At 49.9% G+C, this 25088-nt stretch carries 22 protein-coding genes and 1 tRNA gene; 10 read left to right on the plus strand and 13 right to left on the minus strand.

Translation table 11 applies throughout. The annotated features are described in order from the left end of the window. Nucleotides 1–20 precede the first annotated feature (20 nt). Genes CWE11_RS02945 through CWE11_RS02955 form a run of 3 tightly spaced genes read right to left on the minus strand, consistent with a single transcriptional unit; the run spans nt 21 to nt 3175 of the window. Nucleotides 21–2066 (minus strand): S9 family peptidase, encoded by a 2046-nt coding sequence (locus CWE11_RS02945; protein ID WP_126776110.1) that lies wholly within the window; start codon nt 2064–2066, stop codon nt 21–23. A gap of 14 nt (nt 2067–2080) precedes the next feature. Next, entirely contained in the window at nt 2081–2740 is a 660-nt protein-coding gene (locus CWE11_RS02950; RefSeq protein WP_126776111.1) for an alpha/beta hydrolase, read from the minus strand. 18 nt (nt 2741–2758) lie between these two features. Continuing rightward, nucleotides 2759–3175 (minus strand): OsmC family protein, encoded by a 417-nt coding sequence (locus tag CWE11_RS02955; protein WP_126776112.1) that lies wholly within the window; start codon nt 3173–3175, stop codon nt 2759–2761. Nucleotides 3176–3404: 229 nt separating this feature from the next. Here CWE11_RS02955 and CWE11_RS02960 point away from each other — a divergent pair, with 229 nt between their 5' ends. Beyond that, nucleotides 3405–3851, plus strand: a complete 447-nt coding sequence (locus CWE11_RS02960; protein WP_126776113.1) for an Hsp20 family protein — start codon at nt 3405–3407, stop codon at nt 3849–3851. Nucleotides 3852–3916: 65 nt separating this feature from the next. Here the strand turns inward: CWE11_RS02960 and CWE11_RS02965 are convergent, their stop codons facing one another. Beyond that, nucleotides 3917–5467 carry a leucyl aminopeptidase family protein gene (locus CWE11_RS02965; RefSeq protein WP_126776114.1) on the minus strand — a complete coding sequence of 517 codons (1551 nt, stop codon included), beginning with the start codon at nt 5465–5467 and terminating at the stop codon, nt 3917–3919. Between the two features lie 521 nt (nt 5468–5988). Here CWE11_RS02965 and CWE11_RS02970 point away from each other — a divergent pair. The 3 genes from CWE11_RS02970 (at nt 5989) to CWE11_RS02980 (ending at nt 10272) form a co-directional block, all read left to right on the plus strand. Then, entirely contained in the window at nt 5989–6663 is a 675-nt protein-coding gene (locus CWE11_RS02970; protein WP_126776115.1) for a hypothetical protein, read from the plus strand. A 32-nt stretch (nt 6664–6695) separates the two neighbouring features. Further along, nucleotides 6696–8048 (plus strand): magnesium transporter, encoded by a 1353-nt coding sequence (mgtE, locus tag CWE11_RS02975; RefSeq protein ID WP_126776116.1) that lies wholly within the window; start codon nt 6696–6698, stop codon nt 8046–8048. 130 nt (nt 8049–8178) lie between these two features. Then, entirely contained in the window at nt 8179–10272 is a 2094-nt protein-coding gene (locus CWE11_RS02980) for a S9 family peptidase (RefSeq protein ID WP_126776117.1), read from the plus strand. 55 nt (nt 10273–10327) lie between these two features. Here CWE11_RS02980 and CWE11_RS02985 read toward each other — a convergent pair whose 3' ends face one another. Next, nucleotides 10328–12871, minus strand: coding sequence for a bifunctional diguanylate cyclase/phosphodiesterase (locus CWE11_RS02985; protein ID WP_126776118.1), 2544 nt, complete (start codon nt 12869–12871; stop codon nt 10328–10330). A gap of 574 nt (nt 12872–13445) precedes the next feature. Between CWE11_RS02985 and CWE11_RS02990 the strand changes: the two genes are divergently transcribed. The 3 genes from CWE11_RS02990 to CWE11_RS03000 all read left to right on the plus strand — a co-directional run bounded on the left by CWE11_RS02990 (nt 13446) and on the right by CWE11_RS03000 (nt 15616). After that, nucleotides 13446–13522 (plus strand) — tRNA-Arg (locus CWE11_RS02990). 522 nt (nt 13523–14044) lie between these two features. Continuing rightward, a complete protein-coding gene (locus tag CWE11_RS02995; protein ID WP_126776119.1) occupies nt 14045–14299 on the plus strand; it encodes a helix-turn-helix domain-containing protein in 255 nt (84 codons plus the stop codon). Between the two features lie 3 nt (nt 14300–14302). Then, on the plus strand, nt 14303–15616 hold the full coding sequence (locus CWE11_RS03000) for a type II toxin-antitoxin system HipA family toxin (RefSeq protein WP_126776120.1): 1314 nt from the start codon (nt 14303–14305) through the stop codon (nt 15614–15616). A 136-nt stretch (nt 15617–15752) separates the two neighbouring features. On the opposite strand, the gene CWE11_RS03005 is transcribed toward CWE11_RS03000, so the two are convergent. Then, nucleotides 15753–16271, minus strand: coding sequence for a DUF1543 domain-containing protein (locus tag CWE11_RS03005; RefSeq protein ID WP_198675569.1), 519 nt, complete (start codon nt 16269–16271; stop codon nt 15753–15755). Nucleotides 16272–16408: 137 nt separating this feature from the next. Between CWE11_RS03005 and CWE11_RS03010 the strand changes: the two genes are divergently transcribed. Then, complete coding sequence (locus CWE11_RS03010; RefSeq protein WP_126776122.1) at nt 16409–16948, plus strand: hypothetical protein; 540 nt, start codon at nt 16409–16411, stop codon at nt 16946–16948. A gap of 78 nt (nt 16949–17026) precedes the next feature. On the opposite strand, the gene CWE11_RS03015 is transcribed toward CWE11_RS03010, so the two are convergent. From CWE11_RS03015 to CWE11_RS03030, 4 genes are all read right to left on the minus strand, one after another. Continuing rightward, nucleotides 17027–17854 carry a MipA/OmpV family protein gene (locus tag CWE11_RS03015; RefSeq protein WP_126776123.1) on the minus strand — a complete coding sequence of 276 codons (828 nt, stop codon included), beginning with the start codon at nt 17852–17854 and terminating at the stop codon, nt 17027–17029. Nucleotides 17855–18045: 191 nt separating this feature from the next. Continuing rightward, the gene (locus tag CWE11_RS03020; protein ID WP_126776124.1) at nt 18046–18726 is read right to left on the minus strand and encodes a type 1 glutamine amidotransferase domain-containing protein; all 681 of its coding nucleotides are present in this window, start codon (nt 18724–18726) and stop codon (nt 18046–18048) included. Nucleotides 18727–18819: 93 nt separating this feature from the next. Next, nucleotides 18820–19401 (minus strand): HAD family hydrolase, encoded by a 582-nt coding sequence (locus CWE11_RS03025; protein ID WP_157981278.1) that lies wholly within the window; start codon nt 19399–19401, stop codon nt 18820–18822. A gap of 106 nt (nt 19402–19507) precedes the next feature. Further along, nucleotides 19508–20752, minus strand: coding sequence for a DEAD/DEAH box helicase (locus tag CWE11_RS03030; RefSeq protein ID WP_126776126.1), 1245 nt, complete (start codon nt 20750–20752; stop codon nt 19508–19510). A 161-nt stretch (nt 20753–20913) separates the two neighbouring features. On the opposite strand from CWE11_RS03030, the gene CWE11_RS03035 reads away from it, so the two are divergent. Further along, the gene (locus tag CWE11_RS03035) at nt 20914–21558 is read left to right on the plus strand and encodes a flavin reductase family protein (protein ID WP_126776127.1); all 645 of its coding nucleotides are present in this window, start codon (nt 20914–20916) and stop codon (nt 21556–21558) included. A 567-nt stretch (nt 21559–22125) separates the two neighbouring features. Here CWE11_RS03035 and rluF read toward each other — a convergent pair. Next, a complete protein-coding gene (rluF, locus tag CWE11_RS03045) occupies nt 22126–23049 on the minus strand; it encodes a 23S rRNA pseudouridine(2604) synthase RluF (RefSeq protein WP_126776129.1) in 924 nt (307 codons plus the stop codon). 184 nt (nt 23050–23233) lie between these two features. After that, a complete protein-coding gene (locus CWE11_RS03055) occupies nt 23234–23653 on the minus strand; it encodes a MerR family transcriptional regulator (RefSeq protein WP_206750178.1) in 420 nt (139 codons plus the stop codon). A gap of 51 nt (nt 23654–23704) precedes the next feature. Here CWE11_RS03055 and CWE11_RS03060 point away from each other — a divergent pair, with 51 nt between their 5' ends. Further along, complete coding sequence (locus CWE11_RS03060; protein ID WP_126776130.1) at nt 23705–24457, plus strand: MauE/DoxX family redox-associated membrane protein; 753 nt, start codon at nt 23705–23707, stop codon at nt 24455–24457. A gap of 49 nt (nt 24458–24506) precedes the next feature. Here CWE11_RS03060 and CWE11_RS03065 read toward each other — a convergent pair whose 3' ends face one another. After that, nucleotides 24507–25049: a YaeQ family protein gene (locus tag CWE11_RS03065; RefSeq protein ID WP_126776131.1), complete on the minus strand. Its 543-nt coding sequence runs from the start codon at nt 25047–25049 to the stop codon at nt 24507–24509. Nucleotides 25050–25088: the final 39 nt, after the last annotated feature.

Raw genomic sequence — 25088 nt, forward strand, 5'->3', positions numbered from 1 at the left:
TGGCCACCCAGACACTTTATTTATTTTTTATACCGCTCAAACCACGCTAAGGCATATTCGACCTTCGCGATCATCCGAGACGGTCGGTTCGATACCCCATGAGCTGCACCCGGTACCCGCACCATGACCGTGTCGACGCCTAATAATTGTAGGGCCTGATAAAATTGCTCCGTATCGGCAATCGGTGTCCGACGATCTTCCTCGCCGGTGAACAACAGCGTGGGGGTCGTCACATTACCTACCAAGGATAGCGGTGAACGCTCCCAATAGTGCTCCAGCTCATCCCAAGGCAAGCCAGGGAACTGATTCGGGATCTGCGACAAATATGAGTCTGCCGTCAGCACTTTGCTGATCCAGTTGGTCACCGGGTTAGTCGCGACGGCCGCATTAAATCGATCCGTCAAGCCAATCGCATACGCAGTCGCAATTCCGCCCGCCGAGCCACCGGTAATAAACAGGTTATCGCTATCGACAAAGCCTTTCTCAATCAGCGCATCAATTCCCGACATGTGGTCAGCAAAGTCGTAAGGCGATGAATAACGATTGTGGAGCAGCATCGCGAAATCTTCGCCATAGGACGTGCTACCACGGTAGTTGTTGTAAAAGACAATGTACCCTTCCGCCGCATACCGTTGCAGCTCGGCAGCGAAATAGGGTCCGTAGGCCAAATGCGGTCCACCATGGATTTCTATCAACAGCGGGTAGGACTTCTCTGGATCGAACCCAGGAGGCGTAATATACCACCCATGAATTTCTTGCTCATCATAGCTCGACTTGTAGGTAAACTCATGAACTTCACCGAGCTGGCGTTGGCCGAGCATGCTCTCACTTAAGTTCGTCAGGACTCGCTGATTATTGCCTTGCCAAACCGCCACCTCACCCGGTCGATACGCAGTTGCGTGAGTGAACGCCAACACGCCATTTTGCGATGAGGTAAACATACCCCCAAGATAAGGTCGCCCATTACTGCCAGTGCCCACGTTCTCCGTCAAATCTGTATGGCGTCCGCCGCGCACAGGAACGCGAGCGAGTTTTAACTTTCCGCGGTCAGCATACTGAAAGACAATCGTATTGCTATTCAGCCAGTCTGGACTCTCAATTGAGCGGTCCAAATCGCCCAATAATTCGGTGACTTGCTGATTTCGCCACTCCATCACGTGCAGTTTTGCGTTGCGATAAGGGACTCGCTCATTGCTACCGTGTAAGAAAGCAAGGTATCGCCCATCCGGTGAGAAGACTGGGCTGTATTGACGGCCTGCGCGATCCGTCAGTGCTGTTAGCGTTTTATCCTCGAGGGAAACTTTATAAAGATTTGCTTCGAGAGTCTGGAACTCCCAATCCTCACGCCGATTCGCGGAGAATACTAAACCTGCGCTATCAGGTGTCCAAGCAAGGCGCCCCCCGTGATTGTAAGGCCCGTCCGTCAGCTGTCGCTCCGTTCCACCATCGGCAGGTACGACAAACAGGTGCCGATACGCACTTTGCAACAAACCGCGACCATCCTGCTGATAGTAGGCCCGCTCAATCACGATTGGGGCATCGGCCCAGCGAGCACCTTCCGGTCGTGTTGGCCGATAAACGCTACGCGCAAACTCGGTTGTGCCTTCAGGAACTTCCATACTAAACGCGAGCCACTTCCCATCAGGCGACCACGTAACATCGCTCACACCATTGCGAACGTCAGTCACCCGCGCACTCGTATGTTCGTTTATCCAATGCACGTGAATTTGATTGCTTCCAGAGCGATTTGAAATAAATGCTACGCGGTTGTTGTCAGGCGCCCAGCGTGGGCTTGAGTAACTATATTCATCAGAGAACAGTGGCACATGCTCGCCACTTGCGATATCGAGCATCCACAAACTACGGCGTGTGCTATCAGTCATGATGTCATTGCTATGACGCACATAAATAACACGCTGCCCATCCGGTGAGACCTGCACATCATTGGCAAACTCGAGTGCAAAAATGTCATCGGAGGTAAACCGTGTTTCAGCGGCTTGCGCTGGACTGCTGCACAGCACAAGTACCAAAGTAACAAAAAGCCATAAAGACCAACGAACGATCATTGGGAGTTCTCCTTTTAGCTCAAAACACGACTTAGCCAAGCGCTAATATCGTTGATTTGCGGTGGACACACTTGGTGTGCCATGGGGTACGTTTGATAGGTTACAGTGTAGCCCTTGCCCTGCAACCAAGCCCGTGCATGCTGCCCAAGCTGCTCTGGAACCACCGGATCTTGCGTCCCATGTTGTACCAGAAATTCTGTGTTTTTATTGGTGTCCGATGGGCGAATCGACGCGTGAGTCGCCAAATAAGTCGAGAGGCACATCACCCCCGCGAGCTTCACATCCGCAGTCAGTGCCGCCTCATAAGCGACAGCCCCGCCCTGAGAAAAACCTGCAAGTACAATTCGCTCCGCAGGAATGCCACGTTCAATTTCACGTTTCACCAGCGCGAGTGCTTGGTCAGCCGATGCGCGTAGCTGACTTTCATCCACATTTCGTTCGATGGTCATTTCAAGAATGTCATACCAAGCAGGCATGGTCATTCCACCATTGATCGTCACCGGAATTCGGGGCGCGTGCGGAAAGATAAAACGCGCGTGAACGCCATCAGGCAAACGAATATGGGGAACAATAGGCTCAAAATCATGACCATCGGCACCAAGGCCATGTAACCAAATGACCGCTGCATTTGCCGGTTCTTGTGGCTCAACTTCCACGCAGGGTAAAACACGCATGAGATTTCCTTTTACTTCTTATTCATCAACTAATTCAGTGGGTATTTCCAGTCGCTCGTTGGTGAGCGTCTTATGAACGGGACATTTATTGGCGATTTCGAGCAAACGAATTCGCTGCTCTTCACTCAAATCACCCTCGAGCTTGATGTGCCGGTTCAATTGCTCTGCTCCCTGCTCCCCTTTCGTGTGGGTCAGATCCACCGTGACACGCTCAAGCGGCCAGCCTTTGCGTTGCGCGTACATTCGTAAAGTCATTGATGTACAAGCGCCAAGACCTGCCAAGACCATTTCCATCGGCGCGGGTCCTTCATCGGCGCCCCCAAGCTGTTCTGGCTCATCCGCTATCCATCGATGCTTATGAGTAGTCACTTGGTTTGTAAACGGTGCCATTTTCTCTTTGACACGCACCGCACCGGGTTCAATCTCATGACTCATGATTCCCTCCTTCCTCTCAAAATGCACCTGGCCGATTATGTGGCCCTCGCTTTCATGTGAAGCCTCAAGCTACCCGAGGTACCGACTTGTTGCAAAATTTTTGAGTCCAACTCTTGAAAAGAAAAGTTCAAATCCCTAAATCAGAGGTGTAGGCGGCGGGTCTCAAAGAGAGCGCCTCACCTACACAGTCTACTTACATTGTCATCGCTCAAAATGAGGATACACGACTATGAACACAATTGATTTAACCCCACTTTATCGCAGCAGCATTGGTTTTGATCGACTTGCATCAATGCTCGACAACGCGCTACGAGGTGACACCGGCACTGGTGGATATCCTCCATACAACATCGAAGCCACCGGCGAGAATCGCTATATGATTTCAATTGCCGTTGCAGGCTTCACCGAAGACGAATTGAATATCCAAGTTGAACGTGGCGTTCTTACCGTACGGGGTAAAAAAGCGGAAGACGATCAGGAGCGCAAGTACCTATATCAAGGGATCGCGGCTCGCAGCTTCGAGCGGAAATTCAACTTGGCAGAGCACGTGGAAGTCACTGATGCTGAAATTAGCAATGGATTACTGAACATCCATCTGGTGAAAGAAATTCCAGAAGCAATGAAAGCCCGTTCGATAGAAATTAAACGAGGGGCTGCACTCGAGCACAAGAAGTAACGTCGCTTCCTCTTCGTGTGCGGATAAAAAAGGCGCCGAAAGGCGCCTTTTTACTATGAGGTCTATTATTCCCCGCTATACAGCTTGACCCACTCGGTCAGCAGACGCACACCGTAACCGGTTGCGCCTTCCGGGTGAATCCCAGAGGCACTATCAATTAATGCGCTTCCCGCCATATCGATATGAATCCAAGGCGTGTCTCCTGCAAAATGACGTAAGAAGATAGCGCCAGCTTGTGCGCCAGGTGCACCGGTGTTTTTGATATCCGCAATGCGCGACTGAATCACTCGCTCATAGCCATCCATCGGCAACTGCCACACGCGCTCGCGGGTTAAATCACCAGCCTCACGCATGGTGCGCAGAATTGTTTCATCATCGGTGAATACGGCAGAGTATTCAGTCCCCAAGGCGCCTACTTTTGCACCGGTCAGTGTTGCAATGTCAGCGATCGCTCGGGCGTTTAAATGTTCCCGCGCATACCAAATACCATCTGCAAGAATTAAACGGCCTTCAGCGTCGGTGTTGGCAACCTCGATGGTGGTGCCATCGCCCGCAACAACAACGTCACCCGGCAGGGTCGCTTCACCCGAAATCATGTTCCGTGATAGAGGGACGACACCTACAACATTCACCGGCGCTTGCTGACCTGCAAGCGCTTTGACTGCGCCGACAACCGCTGCACCGCCCGCTTTGTCCGTTTGCATGCGGAGTATTGAAGCAGCATTCGTTTTCAGGTTATACCCGCCTGTGTCGAACGTATTTCCTTTCCCCACCAGCGCAATCGGACGCTCATCATTGTTGTTTTTATAATGGGCTACGAGCAGATGAGACTTATGTTGGCTTCCCTCGCTCACGCTCAGGAGTGACCCCATGCCAAGTGCTTTTACTTGCTCACGGTCATAAATGCGAACTTCGACACCCAATGGCTCAAGCTGCTGACGCGCATACTCAGCAAACGCTGCGGGATATCCATCACTACCCGGAAGATTCGTTAGTTCACGCGCAATAAACACACCCTGCGCGAGAGCATTCATTTGCCCATAGGCTGTCTCCGTATTCGAACGGCTCGTCACAATCCAGGTGAACTGTGCGGCGGGACGGGCGGCCGGCTCGCTCTTGTAGCGGTCAAATCGATAGTTTCTGAGGTCAACCCCATGAGCAACCGCTGCGACGATATCTCGGTTCTCGCTCGCTCCAGTAATCAAACCGGCATCAACTACCACACGCTCGGCTTTTGCCCGATCAACGTATACGGCGAGATCTGCACCGAGCAATTCCGCTGAATGACGCGGAAACTCACTTGGTGCACCAACGCCGAGCACCAGCAGTCGATCAAACGATAAGCCCGCGGGTGCAAGAATGTCGGCCTGCTGGCGCGCTTTACCCGTGAAATCGGCTGCGGACAATGCTCGCTGCAAGTGACGATTACTCTCGTTACTCCAACCCGGCACCGACAAGGTATTTTCATGTTCTGGTACCAGTAGAACCAATACATCACCCTCGGTCACAGTACTTTCGGTAAAGCTGGCCGACGTATTCAAATATTGAGCACTTGCGGTAAATGAAAGCAGCAAAGCCGCCACGGCAAGACTCCACCAACGAGTAATTTTTCGCATCGTATGCGCTCCTCAACGTCCAAGTGTGTTTTAAAAGAACCCTAGGGTTGTCAATTTCACCCAAGAACGCAAGACAAAATCCCGGAACTCCCCGAAATTTGGGACTAAAAGCGGATTTTCAGCCACTTATCCTGCAAAGCATTCGAGTTTTGGCTACCCTTAAAATGTTGAAATGTTCGGAAGGTTCGTTTAGGATTCGCGCCGCTTACGTGTGTAAGTCATTTTTATGAGAGATACATGAACATTAATTATGGTTGCTTAGATTCGGAACCTCCGAGTTGTAGCTTAATAAAAACACGCCGGACTCAATCCGGGTTGTAACCGCTCCGCACGCTCGCCCTCTCCGCCTCACGGCATCGGGCAGTCCTCGGCGCGAACAATCCGCTGAGCGACTGGCCAAAAATAATCAATAACCCAAGTGATGATCCTTCATGCGTCTCGCGTGTGCTGCTGATTTGAGTTATCGATCATTTCTGGAATATCGCAGGAGTCTGGCATTCAGCTAAAAAAGGAATGCTGATATGCGTATGACTAAACTAAAGCGCCTCGCGCTGACGAACACCCTTGTGCTTGGATGCTTGGCGACTGGCTCTGCAGCAGCGAATGGTGGCCATTTCTTGGTCGATGATGCCACCATCACAGACCCTGGCACCTGCCAACTCGAAACCTGGGCTTCCCGCTTCTCTGGGGAATCCTTTTGGGTCTTGCAGCCTGCCTGCAGCACAGTCAATGGGTGGGACTTTACCCTTCCTGCCGTGTATTCGTGGGGCGACAATGAGTTTGTCGAGCTCGGGCTTGAAGTAAAAACTATCCTGTCAGAAGACTTTGCAGGTGGTGCTTTAGCAATCACCTTAGGGACATTCTTCGACCTCGTGGACGATGAGTTCGCAGGTGGTTTTGTCAACTTCCCATATTCTCGGGCACTCGACAGCTACTGGACCCTCCATCTCAATGCGGGTGCTGAATATGACCGATTTTCGAGTAATTGGGATGCCACCTGGGGTGTTGCAACCACCTACGCCCTGACCCAACACATTGAGTTGATCGCAGAAACTGCTGGGATTGGTTCGGACGATCCGATTTTTGGAATCGGGGCTCGGTATGCGTTTGAGCGCTTTGACCTTGATATCGGAATTGCGCGCGTGACCGAGCTCAACGATACGGTTTACACCATCGGATTCAATGTCGCGTTTTAAAAAACTGCGATAAATAAAGGGAGGGCATCCCCATGACCAGAGAAGAATTACACGCAAAAATTAAAGCGCAACTCGCGACATTTGATGCGAATGACTGGCTCTTGCTCGTTCGCGAGCAACAAGCGGCCGATATTGCCGATGAGCTGCAGCAAATGGAAGCTGACGAAGTGCATCAGCTCCTTGTCGCATTGCCTGACGAAGAACTGGCCGAACTGTTTGGCTACTTTACGAATACGCAGCAAGATACGTTGCTTGCGCTATTCACGAACAGTGACAAAGCTCGGCTGCTCGCGGCCATGGCCCACGATGAACGAGTCGATATCTACAACCGCTTGTCATCTGAAATTCAAAGTAAGATTCTTCCGAAACTTGCGAAAAAAGAACAAGAAGACATTCTGCGCCTTGCTGCCTATGAAGAAGGCACCGTCGGTGCGCTTGCGACTTCTGCTTATGTTGCCATTCGCGCACATATGTCCGTTGGCGAAGCCCTTCAGTATGTGCGTTCACATGCAGCCGGCATGGAAACCATCTATCAAATGTACATTGTGGATGGAAAGCAACGCTTGTTGGGCACTCTCTCCTTGCGAGAACTCATGACCAATGAGGATGATGCACTGATTTCGGAAATCATGAATACCGAGTTGGTCTCGGTAAACGCGCAAGATCCGCGTCAAGTAGCCGCCGATATGATTCGGCGCTACGACTTGCTTGCACTTCCTGTGATCAATGGAGGCGACAAGCTGATTGGTATCGTCACCGTCGATGACGCAATGGATGTTGATGTCGAAGAAAGCACGGAGGACTTCCATAAAGGAGGGGGTACCCTTGCCTTAAAGGATGTCTCGATCCGTGACGCTAGCACCAAGACCATGTTTTTAAAGCGCGCACCTTGGTTGCTCGTACTGGTGTTCGCGAACATGTTCTCGGGCGAAGTGTTGGAGTACTACGAAGATACCATCCTCACTTATGTGGCATTGGTCTTCTTCTTGCCTCTGCTCGTGGATAGTGGCGGTAACGCGGGTTCGCAGTCGGCGACCTTGATGGTTCGGGCACTCGCCACCGGTGACTTGCACATGCGCGACTGGCTGAAAACATTGGGTCGGGAGTTTTGGGTCGCCCTCCTGCTTGGGGGCGCAATGGCCATTGCTGTCTTTGGGCTTGGGGTCTACCGAGGCGGCCTTGAAATTGCCATGGTCGTCTCCTTGTCGATGGTGCTTATTGTCATTGCAGGAAGCATGATTGGCATGCTATTGCCGTTTATCTTGAGCAAATTCAAGCTCGACCCAGCAACAGCGAGCGCGCCATTAATCACCTCAATTGCTGACTTTGTCGGTGTCATGTTGTACTTCTATATTGCCGTACAAATGCTTGGCATGCCGAATTAAGCGCAATCTCATCCTGTCCTCCGGCCCCACAAGGGGTCGGATTATGATAAAGTCCATGACAAAGATGCGCTGTACCCAAACTCGCAGCGCATCTCCAATTTCTTTGTTTAAGCAATAAGTGGATGTACCCATGAAGCGTCTTAAATCCCATATGCGAACGATCGTTCCGGTCGTTTCTATCGTGCTGTCAACAACGTTTGCGGCTCTCGTTGCCAATGCCGTCGTGGTCTCTGACGTGACTGCGGAACAGCGCCCGATCACACCTGAAGATATCTGGAAGGTTGAACGGCCCTCCAGCCCCGTGATGTCGCCTGATGGCCAACGCGCCATTATTGGACTGACCCGATACAGTATGGATACGGATCGGGGCACCACGTCCCTCAAAGTGCTCGATCTCTCCGACGGCAGTCTGACCCCTTTTACAAATCCGCGAGAAGGAAGTGATAGCAGCCCAATTTGGAGCCCGGATGGTAAGAAAGTGGCATTTATCTCGCGACGCGGCGCCAGCAGTAATCAAATTTTTCTCATGCGGACCGATGGGGGTGAGCCGCAGCAACTGACCGACTTACCCATCGGCGTTTCGGCACCGAAATGGATGCCAGACGGTGAGCGCATTGTTTTTATGGCACAGGTTCCGAGTGACTTTGACGGCGATTTCGAAGCGCTCAAGAAACAGCGTGAAGAAGAGTCCAAGTCAAAAGTCTCAGCGATTGTCACCGAAAACCGTTTGTATCGGCATTGGGATCGCTTTCTACCCACCGATACCTACCCGCGCCTGTTCACAATTGATGTGAATAGCAAAGAAGTTCACGAGCTGACTCCCGGGTGGGCCCGCTTCTTCAACATTGGCGGAGGCATTAGCTACGACATCTCGCCTGACGGTTCCTTGATTGCACTTACCGCTAATACCACCGAGCCGCCTTATGACACGTTAAAAGCAGACGTTTTGTTGTTAAAGACTGATGGTTCTGGTGAATATACCAACATCACCGCCGAGAACACGGGCCGTGGCGTGAATCCGATTTTTAGCAACAACGGCGAATATGTGCTCTATGGACGCACCCTTCGCACTGACTTTTACGCCGACCAAATCAACTTGGTGCGCTACAACGTGCGTACGGGAAGCGAACGCGTACTCACAGAGCGCTTCGACAATACGCCCGGCAACTGGCAATACAGTCGCGATGGAAATCAGATCTTCTTCGAAGCTGATGACCGTGCGATGCGCTCAATTTTTGCCATTCCAGCAAGCGGCGGTGATGCGCGAGAAATTCTGCGGGGTGGCACGAATAGCGGGATTGCGGAGACTGCCGATGGCCGCTTGGTATTTGTTCACCATGGCTTAACCTTTATGCCAGAACTTTTCTCTGTGCGTACTGATGGCGAGGAAAAAACACAACTGTCCAATATCAATACAGCACTTCAAGAGCAAATCGCCTGGGGACGGGTTGAGAACGTCACCTATGCAGGTGCCAACGATGCACCCGTACAAATGTTTGTGATTTACCCACCGGATTTTGATGAGTCAAAAACCTACCCGGTCTTAAATCTCTTGCACGGTGGACCGCACGGCTATTTTGGTGACAGCTTCCATTATCGTTGGAACGCCCAGGTGTTTAGCGCGCCAGGGTATATCACCATCATGCCAAACTTTCATGGTTCAACGAGCTTCGGTCAGGATTTCGCCATCTCGATTCATGGCGAGCACCCAACCAAACCGTTTATTGATTCGGAAAAAGCGATCGATTTCATGCTCGAGCGCCCGTACGTTGACAGCGCCCGCTTAGCGGCTGCGGGTGGAAGCTACGGCGGCTACCTGGTGAGCTGGATTGCGGGCCAAACGGATCGCTACGCGGCGCTGATCAATCATGCCGGAGTGTATAATTTGAAGGGGCAATTTGCCTCAGACACCACAGAGCATCGTGTTCACGCATATGGCGGCGCGCCTTGGGATGGTCTCGACCACATGTTGCAGTGGAGCCCGTCCATGAATGCAGCAAACTTTAAAACTCCAATGCTTATCATTCATGGAGAGCTTGATTATCGCGTGCCGGTCACCCAGGGCTTTGAAGTTTATGGCGTGTATAAAGGCATGGGACTTGATGCGCGATTGGTGTATTTCCCCGATGAGAATCACTGGATCCTGAAACCGAATAACTCCGTGTTCTGGTTCAATGAATTCCACAACTGGCTCGACCGTTATCTAGGCGCCGGCGGTCAGTAAATTGAAGTGATAAAGTGCAAAACGCGGGAATAACTCCCGCGTTTTTTTATATGAATTACAGCTTGGAAGGATGAACCGGCTTCGAAAAATAGTAGCCTTGGAACTGATCGCAACCCTGTCGCTTCAAGATGTCATACGCTTCAAGGTTTTCGACCCCCTCAGCAACAATCTGCAAGTCCAAACTGTGTCCCAACGAGATAATACTGCGAGTTAACTTTTGATGGACCTCGCTAATTTCGAGATGCTCCACGAAACTCTGATCGATTTTCAGTTGGTCAATCGGAAGCCGCTGGAGGTAACTCAAGCTTGAGTAACCTGTCCCAAAGTCATCCAATGCAAAACGGACCCCATGCACGCGAAGCGCATCCATTTTCTCGATTGTTACTTCCGTATCACCGATCAACATTGACTCAGTAATTTCCAGAATGAGCTGAGAAGGCGCCGCACCGGTCTCACGTACAATTGATAACACTTGATCGACAAAATGATCGGCCCGAAGTTGCCGGACACTCACATTTACCGCAATGGACCACTTATTTCGTTTTGGATCTGAAGCCCACTGTTCAAGTTGTTCACATGCGGTGCGAAGCACCCACTCACCAATTCTCAGAATATCGGCTGAGGCCTCAGCAACCGGGATGAACTCAGCGGGAGAAACCATCCCTCGTGTCGGATGATGCCAACGCAACAATGCTTCTACCCCAACGACTGCACGGTCATGATCGACTTTCGGTTGGTAGTAAAGCTCAAATTCATCTTGGGCGAGAGCGCGATGTAAGTCCCGTTGCATGTCCAGCCGGCTGTTAAGACGCGCCTCAATCTGTGCATCAAAGAAAACAACTCGATTCTTCCCTTCAGCTTTCGCCTCATGCATCGCTTGATCCGCTTGCTGAAGCACGCGTTCAGCCGAAAGATCCTTGCGGTTCAGAAGGCTCACTCCAATGCTGGCCGTCAAATGGTACGTATCCCCACGCAATGAGAGTGGTTCATCGATCGACGCGCGCAGTTTTTCTAGAATCTGCTCAATAACCCGCGTCGCGTCCTCGATTGCCGCAGGCAGCTCCGTGATAAGAACAATAAATTCATCACCGCTTGTACGAGCAATGGTGTCATTCTCACGTAACGTCGATTCAAGGCGGTGCCCCACTGCCCGAAGGGCGCGATCCCCCTCCTCCTGACCCAAGCTGTCATTCATGATTTTAAAGTTATCTAAATCAATTGAAATCACCGCAGCTTGTTCATTCGTGTCGCGGCTTCGCCGAAGTGCGTCCAATAGTCGCTTATGCAACATCGTACGGTTAGGTAAGTGCGTCAAAGCATCGTAATTTGATAGCGCATCAATCTGCTCTTGAGCGCGATGCTGCTCCGTCACATCCATCATGACACCATGCCATACTTGACCAATGCCGTCGTGTTCGCCCGGCTGCGATTGGATATTCAGCCATTGAGTGCGGCCATGGATAATAAAACGGCCTCCCCAACGAAAACTCGAGCCTGACCGAACAGCGGCTTCCTCCGTTTGAATGAAATCTTCCAAGTCATCAGGGTGCGTCCGCTCCATCAAAAGCGGTAATGCATCAACCAAACTAATACTGCTATCGAGTCTAAAGATCTCGCGAGCCCGCTGGCTCAGATAGAGAAACTCCCGTTCTCCGTCATCGCGGATGCGGATCTGGTAGACACCGACCGGAAGCATGGTCGTCAGGCGACTGTAGCGTTCGAGCGATGTCATCAGCGCCTGCTGGCGCTGCTGAATTTCCGCATCGGATTGATCCAATAATGCCCGAGCGCGACGATAAGACAGATACAGAGCAAGAACACAGGCGAGTAAAATAAGTAAAGGAACCAACAAGCGTTGTGCGAACTCTTTAATCAGCTCGGAACGTGGACGAAAAGCCACCACGAATAGATCGAGCTCTGGAATCGATTGCACGGCGACATAATTCGCAATCGTATGCTCACCCCGAGCATCAGGTCGAGGATAAAGATAGGCTCCCGATGGACGCCGCAGCATCTCCCGCAACGCCGAGCTTACCTGGGTTCGATAAACGCGTTCCATTCGTTCGTAGGTGTCGGGAACCGGAAACAAAAAGACGACATAACCATCGTCGCGCAGAATGCCGATTTCTACTCCTGAAGGAAGCGATGTCATTGCCCAAGGTGCATCCTCAATTTCCAAGCGAAGGCCGGCAGACATAAAGCCTCGCAACTCGCCTCGGTCGTCATATACTGGGGTTCGGATCGGCACAACCCACTCACCGGCCACCGGCGCATAAAAAGGTCGAGAAAGTGATAGTCGCGGTTGGCGCAATAGGCGCTGGAAATCCGCCGCGGCTTGGGGGTTGTCGAGAATATTAATAGGCGACTGTTGTGTTTCTGGGTAGCTTGAAGCCACAAACAATCCATTGCGGTCTAAAAATGCCAGTCCCACCAAGTTTTCTTGCCCCTCAACAATTCGGGTCAAGTAGGCAGAACCAATTTCTGGCTCCGAAAAGACATCGCGGTACAGCAATTCATCGCCTGCTGCGCGCAAAAACATATCATGCACGGAGACATAATTCGCAAACCCTCGTTGCATCACTTCCGTGATGTTTTGCATGTCTCTCGTCTGAAGGCTCGCAGCTCGGAACCACAAAGTAGAAAAGGTGAGGATGACGACGATCACGAGTATCCAAATAGATACAGTGACAATCGCTCGCAACGACGCCGTATGGGAGCGAAAAGGTCTTCGATGGGGTGCTCGACGTTCAGCTTCAGCGGACCGCTTCCCAAGCACAGAGCCTGAGCCGAAAATATTCAAAGTGGTAATTCTCTATCGCTAGCTTGCAGAAGATTAGCGTAACAGATTCATGCACTTTGGCAATGTGTGGATTGTGATATACCTCAACTTGCTCGCGCCGCAAGATATCGTGCTCGCTTTTGTGCCTTTAGCTTCGTTAGATCAGCAATCAATAGGCCCCGGACGAACGTCCGGACCGTGTGATTTGATGTCGCTCGCATGACCATTCCATTCCCCGACCAGCCAGTTTGAGGGATTATGGGCGAATTTTCTGACAGTTCCTTGTGCAATTCTTGAACATTTGGTGACATCGGCGGAGGATTCCACACCATTGGTCTGGACATCGAGGCGGGAATTCCCTAAAATCCCCGCCTGCTTCTAAAGCACATATTTTGCGCCCGTAGCTCAGCTGGATAGAGCGCTGCCCTCCGGAGGCAGAGGTCAGAGGTTCGAATCCTCTCGGGCGCGCCAGAACGTGAAAACCCTCCCTTGCGGAGGGTTTTTTCGTTTGTAGCCAACGCACCGCGTTGGTGCCGCACTTAAGATGCGGCCCTTCAATCCTCTCGGGTACGTCATGCATAGCAAGTTCTTAGCCGATAGTTCCCACTCACTCAAACTCCCTGTGTGTCCAAATTGTGGCTCAAATTTCCGTTCGTTTTCATCAATCGTACTTGATGGACCTCTAGCCACAAAAAATTAGGTAATGACCTTTCCCCTGAAATAACACCACATTTTCAATGAGACTTTAGTTTTTATGCCGCCTGTTTTCCCTAATCAGCAGGCGCGCCATTCTTGCCCTTCGACTCATTACTCTACATGATATCGCTGAACGGCTCGAATGAAATTGCAGTTTACGCTATGACGTAAAAATTGACATTTTACTTTGTAGCGTATATTCTTCCATTTTACCCTGTAGCGTATAAAGTAAAAATTACGCCAAACCGTCTTTAATCGCGTTGGCTAGTAAACATTACACTTCGGAGCAGCCGAATTATGAACATCACGCGACCTGAACAGCTTAGTACCTTTGTTAAAGACTACCGCATGAAGCAAAGTCTAACCCAGACTGATATTGCGAAGCTTGTCGGTATTCGGGTGGCCACTATTTCAAACTTTGAGAACAGACCTGAAACCTGTAAGTTAGAAACTGTTTTCAAAATCATGGCCGCCCTGAACCTGAGAATTGACATCGCGACCCGAAGCGAAGAGCCCGCAGAAGGCACCCCTCAATGGAATGAAGGGTGGTAACGAATGCAGAAGCTCGATCTATACATGAATGGAATCAAGGTTGGTGAATATACTCAAGCGCGGAGTGGCGCTAATCATTTCAGTTATGACAAGGTATGGCTTGAGTCTCCGGGGCGGCGGAGTATCTCTTTGTCTTTGCCACTTCGCGCCGCGCCTTTCTCAGGGCCTGAGGTCTACAATTACTTTGACAACCTCATCCCCGACAATCGTGAAATTCGTGAACGCGTTGCCGCTCGCTTTCATACAAGATCAACGGAGCCATTTGATATTCTCGCGGAAATTGGGCGTGATTGCGTCGGGGCTATTCAGCTCATCCCGCACGGCTCGCCAGCACCCAATGTTAAGCGTATTGAAGCGACCCCGCTTACCGATAAAAACGTCGCAGAAATACTAAAGGGATATCAATCAAAAGCGCCATTAGGGATGATAGAAAAGACCGCTGACTTTCGTATCTCGCTCGCCGGTGCACAAGAGAAAACGGCCTTACTTTTTCACCGCGGGGAATGGCATTTACCGCTTGGTGCAACACCAACCACTCATATTATCAAATTGCCCATTGGTGAAATTAAGTCTCACGACCGCTTGATTGACATGACCCACAGTGTTGAAAATGAATACTTGTGTTTAAAAATTGCCAAAGCTTACGGGTTTGAAGCGGCTGACTGTGAGATCATCACCCCCGATAATATGAAGGCACTCGCTGTCAAACGCTTTGATCGAAAGCTCAGCTCGGACGGCACTTGGATTATGCGGCTACCACAAGAAGATTTTTGTCAGGTCACAGCCACATCACCAGCCAGAAAATATGAATCCGATGGTGGCCCAACAATCTTAACAATCATGAATGAGCTTTTAGGCTCAAGCAATCCAACCAAGGATCGTCGCATCTTCATGCGCGCACAAGTTCTGTTTTGGCTATTGGGCGCAACCGATGGTCACGCAAAGAACTTTTCAATTTTTATCGAACGACAAAATCAATATTGTCTCACTCCGCTTTACGATATTTTGTCAGCATTTCCAGCTTTAAGTAAAAAGGGCTTACACGAAAAAGATCTCAAACTAGCCATGTCACTCAGAGGTCGTCAAGGCAGAAAGTATGAGTGCCGTATGATTCGTCGCAGACACTTCCTGCAAACCGCAAGAGAAATAGGCTTTAGCGAAGAGTCTATGCATGAAATACTGGATGAAATGGCCGCGCTAACCGAAAGCGTCATACAGAAAGTTACTGATGAGTTACCTGCTGAATTCCCAAGCCATATTGCTGAACCCATTTTCGAAGGAATGCGCAGATATGCACGGAAACTAATCGGTGACTAGAGCGCTGCCCTCCGGAGGCAGAGGCCAGAGGTTCGACAAAACGGGTGGAAGCCGTTTTGGACCTGCGGGTACAGCAAATGAGTTCGTAGGTGATCTGGATCACAACTCAGTTGCATTCCCCAAAAGTACCCCCTCTTTACGGTAAAGGCTGATAACCCATCCAGTCCGGAGCAAGGGTCTGCTGACCACCATCGTGCTCACAATGCACATGAAAACCATCCAGTAGATCGACAGCTAAACAATCATCAACCGCCAACAAATCATCTTTGTGGAATTGCTCGGCCCCAGCTAACCCAACCGCCATGACTTTAGGTTTCGCTAAAGACTTTGCTTCCTCAACAGAACCAGCGACGACCAAGGTAAAGTCATGATATTCGGCTAACTTCCCGGGGAAATATCCCCCAAAGTTCACAAAATAGAGTTTCTTGCTACTGTCAGAGGGAGTTTTCACTAGGTCAATCCTATAGCCGTCCACATGATGTACATGCACATAACTATCCATGTGCACGCTGCCGCGATCGCCAAACCACTGTTGCTTCAACGCCGGATACGTATCCTCAATCGTCTTCCCCACGACAAAACGTACGTCATGCAATTCGATATTTGACCCCGGTGCATCCCCACCCACATAGACTAAGAATAACTTCTCATGCATTTTATTTTCCTCATTCGCTGAACTAGCTCGTTCGGCGGACTTTCTATTCTTCATCAGAATTTAATGTACAGTTGCTTCAATATGTACTCTTTTTCTTGTAAGGTCTCTTTCAAACAATCACCGTAAAAGGATTTCCTGTGAAGTATTTACCGTTTATTCTTGTTCTCTTCCTTTCTGCGTGCCAAAGCACACCCGCGCAGCAAACGTCTTCTGAAACAGAACCCACTTCGCAAACATTCGCTGAGTATATCCGTGATAGTAAACCACCGGCGGGTCCACGACATATCGTGAATGAGGGTGTTATCGACCCGATAGAAGCTGTTGTAACAGCTGCACAATCTGCACCCAACAGTTTTGTGGGCACCTTCGGAATGGAAGTGCGAAATACCGGTCAGTTACCCGGAATTCTTTTTCTTAATAGCGAACTGAATTACCGAGAGCAGTTTAACCTGACGGTTGCCATGGATGAGTCTGTTGCCCGTTATTTAACACGCACATATGGAAGAAACTGGTTCAACGACGTGATTGGGAAACAAATTGAGGTGCGCGGTGAGGCTGAGCGTGTTGTGATTTGGTTTAACTGCGATGGTCAGCGAACGAGCTCTTATTACTATCAGACACAAATCCGCGTGACACACCCTGACCAGTTTAAAATTGTTCCTTCAAATGCCCCATGAATAAAAAGGCGTGATGCGCTATGAGTTTCGCATCACGCTTGTGATCTCACGCCATAGGCATGACCGAAGAAAGTAGCCTTAGAAGACGTAAAGGAATCCAATGCCCACTTCACCTTCGAAGTTCTTGCGCGCAATAGGGCTGCGTCTTACATCGCTTCCGTAATGTTCATAGAGGACTTCGCCGAAGATCTGCCAATTCTTGGTGATGTATTTCCGGTAATTGTAATGCAGACCGACGGAACGGAAACCGCCACTCATGTTGGTCTCTGCAAGGCCCGAAGCCGCCGCCTGCGCCGCATTAATACCAAAGTCTTTATTCGCATATTTACGATCGTGAAACAGAACAGCGAGTGCAATGTCAGAACCCGTACCATCTCTTTGATCACCGAAACGGCGGCCAACACCAAACAGGCCTAAATTACCATCATCCCCCGTGATGATTCGTCCGTCTAGCCAGTAGCGCCAGTCATTACTGAACGCTTTTTTCGTTTGCAATACGAGCTCAAAGCCTTCATCGGCATCCCCTAGCCCGTCCAAACGTCCCTTTTTCGAATCACTTTCTTGACGTCCCTCATCAAAGCCGAGGGTAACTTCAAATAACCAAGTCTCTGCACGAAGGCCGCGCCATCCGAGCGCTTCGCCGGCAAAGTAGAAAATGTTGTCACCACGACGCCATTGAATTGCGCCAGCCGGGTCCAACTCAAAGCCAAATTCATCGGAACCCTCGTAGGCGGATTCATATTCAATCCCTAAACCCAGCCCAAAAGCCCAGCCGTCTTCTCCTCGGGTGAAGTCCTCTAGTGAAGGTAACGGAACTAAAGCGTTGTTTTCGCTCTGAGCAAATACAGGTTGGACGAACATTAAGTAGGCGACTAATGCGATTAGTGAACCAGTGAGTTTTTTCATCTGCGTGCTTCCAAAAAAGGTGCTCAATTACACCTGTGTTCAAGATCAGTATATTACTGAAGCTGAATATTAAAAGTTCACAGCAAAAATATATTTTTTGAGGGTGCCTGCGTAGAAAGCCCTCATGCGCGAGGGCGTCTATTTGGGGATGATTTTTGTGTTAGGGCGCGGGGCCCAACGCGATGCGTTGGCTACCGTTTTAACAGCTTAAGCAAGGCCTCGGCCGTTGCATCAGAGGATGCCGGATTTTGGCCTGTGACTAAGAGCCCATCAACAACCACATGTTTCTTCCAGTCATCTGCATGCTCGAAATTGCCACCATTGGCTTTGAGCATATCCTCAACTAAGAATGGAACCACGTCAGTAAGCTCTACCGCAGCTTCTTCTGAGTTGGTAAAACAGGTCACTGCTTTTCCATTGACGAGCGACTTTCCATCGGTTCCTTTGGCGTGTTTAAAGACCGCTGGGGCATGGCAAACCGCACCAATGGGCTTGTTCTGCGCATTGAAACGTTGAATCAGATTAATCGACGTCTTATCTTCGGCTAAATCCCACAACGGTCCGTGTCCACCGGGATAAAATATCGCATCAAAATCATCGGCACGAACGTCTGACAATTTCACCGTGTGTGCTAGCGCTTTTTGCGCCGCGCTATCTTGATTGAAGCGCTCCGTTGCGTCTGTTTGCGCATCGTCCCCGGTGCTATTCGGATCAATCGGTGGCTGTCCACCTTTCGGCGAGGCAAGCGTTACATTCGCACCTGCATCTAAGAAGACGTAGTAAGGTGCAGCGAACTCTTCTAACCAAAAACCTGTTTTGTGCTCTGTATCGCCCAGTTGATTATGCGATGTCAGGACCATCAAAATGTTCATTGGATCTCCTCGTTTTTTCGTGACTTCACAGTCACCTTAACACAGTGACTGTTTCCATTGAGTCTTTATGAACGAATAGAATTCAAAGATAGTTCAGCGTTGAAAAAACGCTCGGTGCAGCAAACCGAAATGTGCGAAGGTGTAATCAGCCAAATGCGCGTAATCGGGCAACTGGGTGAAATTTACTAGGCACGTCGCCATCTTTGCATTTCGTCCCGCTTGGAGATCATATTTGTAGTCACCCACCATCATGATCGCCTCCGTCGGGAGATTGAAGTCGTTTGCAATATTGATCAGTGCCGTGGGGTCAGGTTTTGGCTTCGACGTTTCCCGGGTGACAATGTGCTGAATGGGAATTTCGTTCCGGCCCACTTTAACTTGTGTTGGAATTGCAGAGTTACGAGTCACAATGGCCATCGGGATGTCGTTTGCAGCGCATTGTGCGAGAAATGGGCGCACATGAGGGAGCCAATCACTTTCCTGAGCATCATTCATTTCGTGACGATGCACAATGTCCATGATTGATGCTTTTCGCTCCCCGGGAACCGTATCAAGAAATGTTAGAATATCCTCGGTCGCAGGACACCCAATTTCTTGTCGGATCGCGGTGAAATCGAGGGATGATGTCACCAGCGTCCCGTCCAGATCAAAAATAAATCCTCTAATATGCTTCAATGGGAGCTCCACAAACTGCGCCTGCTATCGAGTGACCCTTCTACGCAATTTTGCTGCCAGAGGATTTCACGCTGCGAAACTTTTACAACGCCCTAACGCATTAAACCTATTTCCGCTCGCCGGACTGCGTTTCTGAACTGCGTCTGCCTCGATTGCGCGGATTTGGCTTTTTCGCAGGGCGACTTGGTTTGGCCGTTGGCGCAGTCTTGCCATCCAAAGTCACTTCGGCAAAACCCTCAAGCTGACACCGCTCTATTGGCTGTCCGATCAGCTTTTCAATCGCTTTGAGGGTTTTAAATTCTTCATCCATGACCAAGGAGATTGCATGACCTACCTGTCCCGCACGACCTGTGCGACCAATTCGATGTACGTAGTCTTCTGCGACTTGGGGTAAATCATAGTTAATGACGTAGGGCAGCTTTTCGATATCAAGCCCCCGCGCGGCGATGTCTGTCGCAACAAGCACTTGCACTTGGCCTGATTTGAACTCAGACAACGCTTTGGTACGCGCACCTTGGCTCTTGTTGCCGTGAATAGCAGCCGCTAAGAATCCATCCGCAGAGAGCTGCTTCACCAAGCGATTTGCGCCATGCTTCGTTCGTGAAAAAACAATCACTTGCGGCAAGCGAAGATTCCGCAGTAATTGCTTGAGAATTCGCGGTTTATCGCTCTTTTGTACCGCATACATGGTTTGTTCGATTCGTTCTGCCGTTGCGTTTGGTGGCGCGACGGACACTTCGACTGGCGAATTGACTAAGCTCTTTGCCAATGTTCGGATATCGTTGGAGAAAGTCGCTGAGAACATGAGCGTCTGGCGCTTGGCCGGCAACAGCTTAATGATTTTTTTGATGTCATGAATGAAACCCATATCGAGCATTCGATCCGCTTCATCAAGAACCAAAATTTCCAATTGAGGAAAACGAATGGCATTTTGCTGATACAAATCCATCAAACGCCCTGGCGTCGCCACGAGAATATCGACGCCTTTGCGAAGTTTCATCATTTGCGGGTTAATCTTTACGCCACCGAATACAACGGCGTAGTTTAATGGCAAGTTAGCACCATAAGTCGCCACACTCTCACCCACTTGTGCTGCGAGCTCTCGGGTCGGGGTCAAGATCAGAACTCTTGCCGTGTTCGGCTTTGCGCGCTCCTTTCCTTTTAACATCTCAAGAATAGGAAGGGTGAAACCGGCCGTCTTTCCGGTGCCCGTCTGCGCGGCAGCCATCAGGTCGCGACCTGAAAGGACTGCTGGAATCGCTTGCGCTTGGATGGGGGTCGGTTCTGTGTAACCTTGGCGTGTCAGTGCATCGAGAATTTCTGGGCAAAGTCCGAGTTCGGCAAAAGTCATGTAAAATTGTACAACTCATTGATGATTTGGACGTGCATTCTATAGCAGACCGGCCCCAGACGCATATTTTTTGCGGCCAATACCGCCAAAAGATCGGAGACAATGATCGCTCCAAAGATCCTTCTCGTACTTACTTCACCTTAATTCGGACGGAAAACCTCATGAGCACTTTGTTTAATTCCAAGGACTTAGCTTCCATGTCATCTCGCTACCGCGCTCACTTTATTAATAGTCTGTCGGGATTTAAAAGTGCAAACTTACTTGGTTCAATCAACCAAGAAGGTATCAGTAATTTGGCGATGATCAGCTCTGTGGTTCATCTTGGCGCCAATCCTGCCTTAATCGGTTACATCACGCGACCTCAGACCGTCCGCCGCGATAGTGTCGATAACATACTGGCAACGGAAGTTTTTACACTCAACCATGTCACCCCCGAAATGCTCCCTGCGGCGCATCAAACTGCCGCCAAATATCCGGCCGATATCTCTGAGTTCTCCGCTTGTGGATTTACCGAAGGCTATGTCGAGGGATTCGCCGCGCCTTTCGTTCAAGAAGCGGAAATCAGTATCGGTTTACGTTGGATTGAATGTGTCCCCATTCGTCACAACGGAACTCAGTTAGTAATCGGGCAGATTGACTGGGTGAAAGTCCCTGAAGCAGCCATCAATGACGATGGGTATGTTGCGATTGAGTCGCTCAACAGCGTCGCGATTTCCGGGCTTGATGGATATCACCAAACCCGTCGAATTGGTCGTTTTACCTATCCTGATCTCGAGCAGGACCCACAGGTGGTCCGGTCGAAATGAATTGCTAAAAAATAATCCGATCGCAGCTCTCGTAGCTCTCAATCCTGCCCGTTTGGGTCGTTACTTCGTAACTAAACCCTCGAGCACCATCTTGAGCATTCCAAGTACTCACAGATGCAACCCATGAGTTTCCATTTGGAGAAATTCTATAAATTCCTCCTTGGCGGAGACTTCCGGCACTCGATCGACTGAACGTAGCGCGAACACACAAGTCTTGTGAACTGCGGAGATTATATACATAGAAATCAACCTGAATTCCGGCATTTATCCCGGTAAAATTGCTGTACGTTCTGGTTTCATAACTATCAACACGATAGCCATCATAGTACATCGAATCTTTAAAGTTGGTTTGCTCAGACCAAGTCATATCATCCATGACTTCGCAGCCCGTAAGCATCAATGCTAAGGCAAGAAATAACATGACTTTTTTCATTGCGAGATCTCAGTGAGGGTGGATGCTATTTGTATAATCCAGAGAGTCTTTCATTAGCAAGCCCCTCCGAGGAACTATTTTATCGACAACGTCTCACGGTTGCCTGTATCTCCGTTTTAGGTTTCGACCGGAGCTCACTTTTTATGTCTATTTTTTCTAGCTCCGCTGTCCCAAGGGTTAAAGTTTGACTGTGATGACGCCCCTTTCGCCGGGGATCCACGTTTGGATTTTGGGTTCTTTTGCGCTGGCTTATGCGAACGATCCGACTGTTTGGCATCCGATGATCGAGGTCCCTGAGGCTTTGGCCGACGACTGCGGTGTCCCTCCGGGGCAAGACCGGTGGAGTGTGCAATCGACTGCATTAATTCAGACAGCTCCTCCTTGGTAAGATCACGCCACTTGCCCACCGGCAGAGAGTCGAGACGTATATTCATAATGCGCGTTCGCTCGAGTTTTCGAACACCATAACCGAAGTGCTCACACATCCGGCGAATTTGACGATTCATTCCTTCAATCAGAATAATCTTAAAGGCAAATGCCGAAAGCTTTTGGACTTTACAGCGCTTCGTACGGGTGCCAAGTATTGGCACACCATTCGCCATCCCGGAGATAAACTCAGCATTCACGGGCTTATCAACCGTTACGATATATTCTTTCTCGTGCTTGTTTCCCGCCCGCAGGATTTTGTTGACCAAGTCCCCATTGCTGGTGAGGAATATAAGACCCTGTGAATCTTTGTCTAAGCGGCCGATGGGAAAAATCCGTTCTTTGTGGCCAACAAAGTTCGTGATGTTGTTACGCTCCGCAGAGTCAGTGGTAGAGACGACACCGACCGGTTTATTCAAAGCAATAAAGACGAAATCCGATTTATCTTGAGCGGCAATTAAACGACCATTCAATCGAACCTCATCCCCGGGCTTCACTTTATCCCCCATCACTGCACGCTGCCCATTGAGGGTTACCTGACCCCGCTCAATAAACGTGTCCGCTTCTCGACGGGAACAAATTCCACTCTCACTGATGTATTTATTGAGCCGCACACTATCTCGAGATTCCATGTTTCCTCTATATCGCCTACCGGGTCGACTTTATGATTACTGCTGAGACCTAATGATACCAATAAAATCTAAAATGTGGGGTTTATCCAACGAGCGGTCAGTGCCCTTGCTTTACATAGATGACCGTCTCTTCTTCAACGTAAGGGGTATGATGGCTCACGTGAGGGCTTCGCATCCACATGCCTTATTCACCTGGAACAAACGCAGCAATGATAGGACAAGGCTGTCCTCTGTTGTGTTCGCAATCGTGTGCGAGTTTCTGCAAGGCGCTTCGAGCGCTTTGCAGTGATTCAATTTGTTCATCCAATGCATGGAGACGCGCAATCGCAAGCTCCTGTGCTTTGGCATGATCACGCGTTGCATCGAGCTGGAGCAGCCGACTAATTTCCTGCAACGTAAACCCCGCCGTTTGAGCCCTTTTTATGAATTGAAGCCTCCTCGCATGCTCTTCAGAATAAAGACGAAACCCTGATGTAGTTGAGGGAATTTCTAGTAAATTTTGTCGGTGGTAGTATCGAATGGTTTCCACGCCAACTCCGACTTTCTTTGCTAGTTTTCCAATTGTCATCATAATAATCAGATCATCCACTTGACTCCGTACCATAGTACGGAGTCTATGCTATTTCTCGTCCCAAGCCAAAACGAGGATTACACAATGCAAAAGAATACCAAGCATGCGGTCGTGTACCGAATGCTCACTCCTAAACATAGTTGCCCTTATGGACTCAAGTTGATCGATTTACTTCGAAGAGAGGGGTACACCATTGAGGATAAGCCGCTCCGATCTCGTGAGGAAATCGATGCGTTCAAAGCGGAAAATGACGTAAAAACGACACCACAAGCATTCATAAACGGTGAGCGCATTGGGGGCTACGAGGCCGTGCGTAAGCACTTAGGTAAAAAGGTTCGCGATCCAGAAGCCACAACCTATCGGCCCGTTGCGGTCCTTTTTAGTCTGACCGCTCTGACCGCAATCACCTTAACGAAAGGGTTTTATGACCAATGGCTCACCGGCCAAACCATCGAATGGTTTATTGCACTGTCAATGGTCGCATTAGCAATGTTGAAGCTGCAAGACGTTGAGAGTTTCTCCACCATGTTCCTAAATTATGACCTGCTCGCAAAACGTTGGGTGCCCTACGGGTATGTCTATCCCTATGCAGAAGGTTTGGCTGGCGTGTTAATGGTGGGCGGCTTACTGAACTGGATTTCTATTCCTGTGGCCCTATTCATCGGTACGGTCGGCGCTTTATCTGTATTTAAAGCAGTTTACATTGATCGGCGAGAACTCAAATGTGCGTGTGTGGGTGGATCAACGCGGGTCCCACTCGGATTCATCTCACTCACTGAAAACCTAATGATGATTGGGATGGCCCTGTGGATGTGGTACGCCCACGGCTGGTTTTAATGCATTGGGTCCTCGGAACGACTGAATCCTATGAGTCGCCAATGGCGCGTTAGTCGCGTGCACCATGAAGGTTCTGGAGTGGGATTTCGATCTGCCCACTATCATGGCTGACATAGAGCACATTGTCCGTGATCATCACGCCCCAGTGGGTATTGCGGCTCACCTGCGTAGCGAGCTCGGCATGCAACGTTTCGGGAAGACCCAAGACCGTTACGTTCGATAAATGTGCAATCTTCGGGATGGTTTTTTCAGACCAGATCCGAAGGTTGCCATACGCTAATACCGACATTTTTGGCGCCTTGCGACTCGCTCGAATCATGCGATCGGCGTCGGGTTGTCCCACGTCAATCCAATGATCAATCTCGCCAGATAAATTCACTTGCCACAAGGCCGCTTCGTCAGTGTCCGATAAACCCCGACCAAAGCTTAAGTATTCATGGTAAAAGAGTGCATAAGCGAGAATCCGTGCTACCAGCCGCAGCTCGGTCTCTGAGGGATGCCGGGCGATCGTGAATTTGACCGCCTCATATACGCCGCGATCGACATCAGAAATGTCTAAACTAATTTTATACGGGGTGGCTTGCAGTGCCATATCAACCTCAAGTTTGAGAAACGTCGAGGATAGTAGCAA

This window comes from Aliidiomarina sanyensis (assembly GCF_003987175.1).
In the GTDB taxonomy this organism is placed as follows: Bacteria; Pseudomonadota; Gammaproteobacteria; order Enterobacterales; family Alteromonadaceae; genus Aliidiomarina; species Aliidiomarina sanyensis.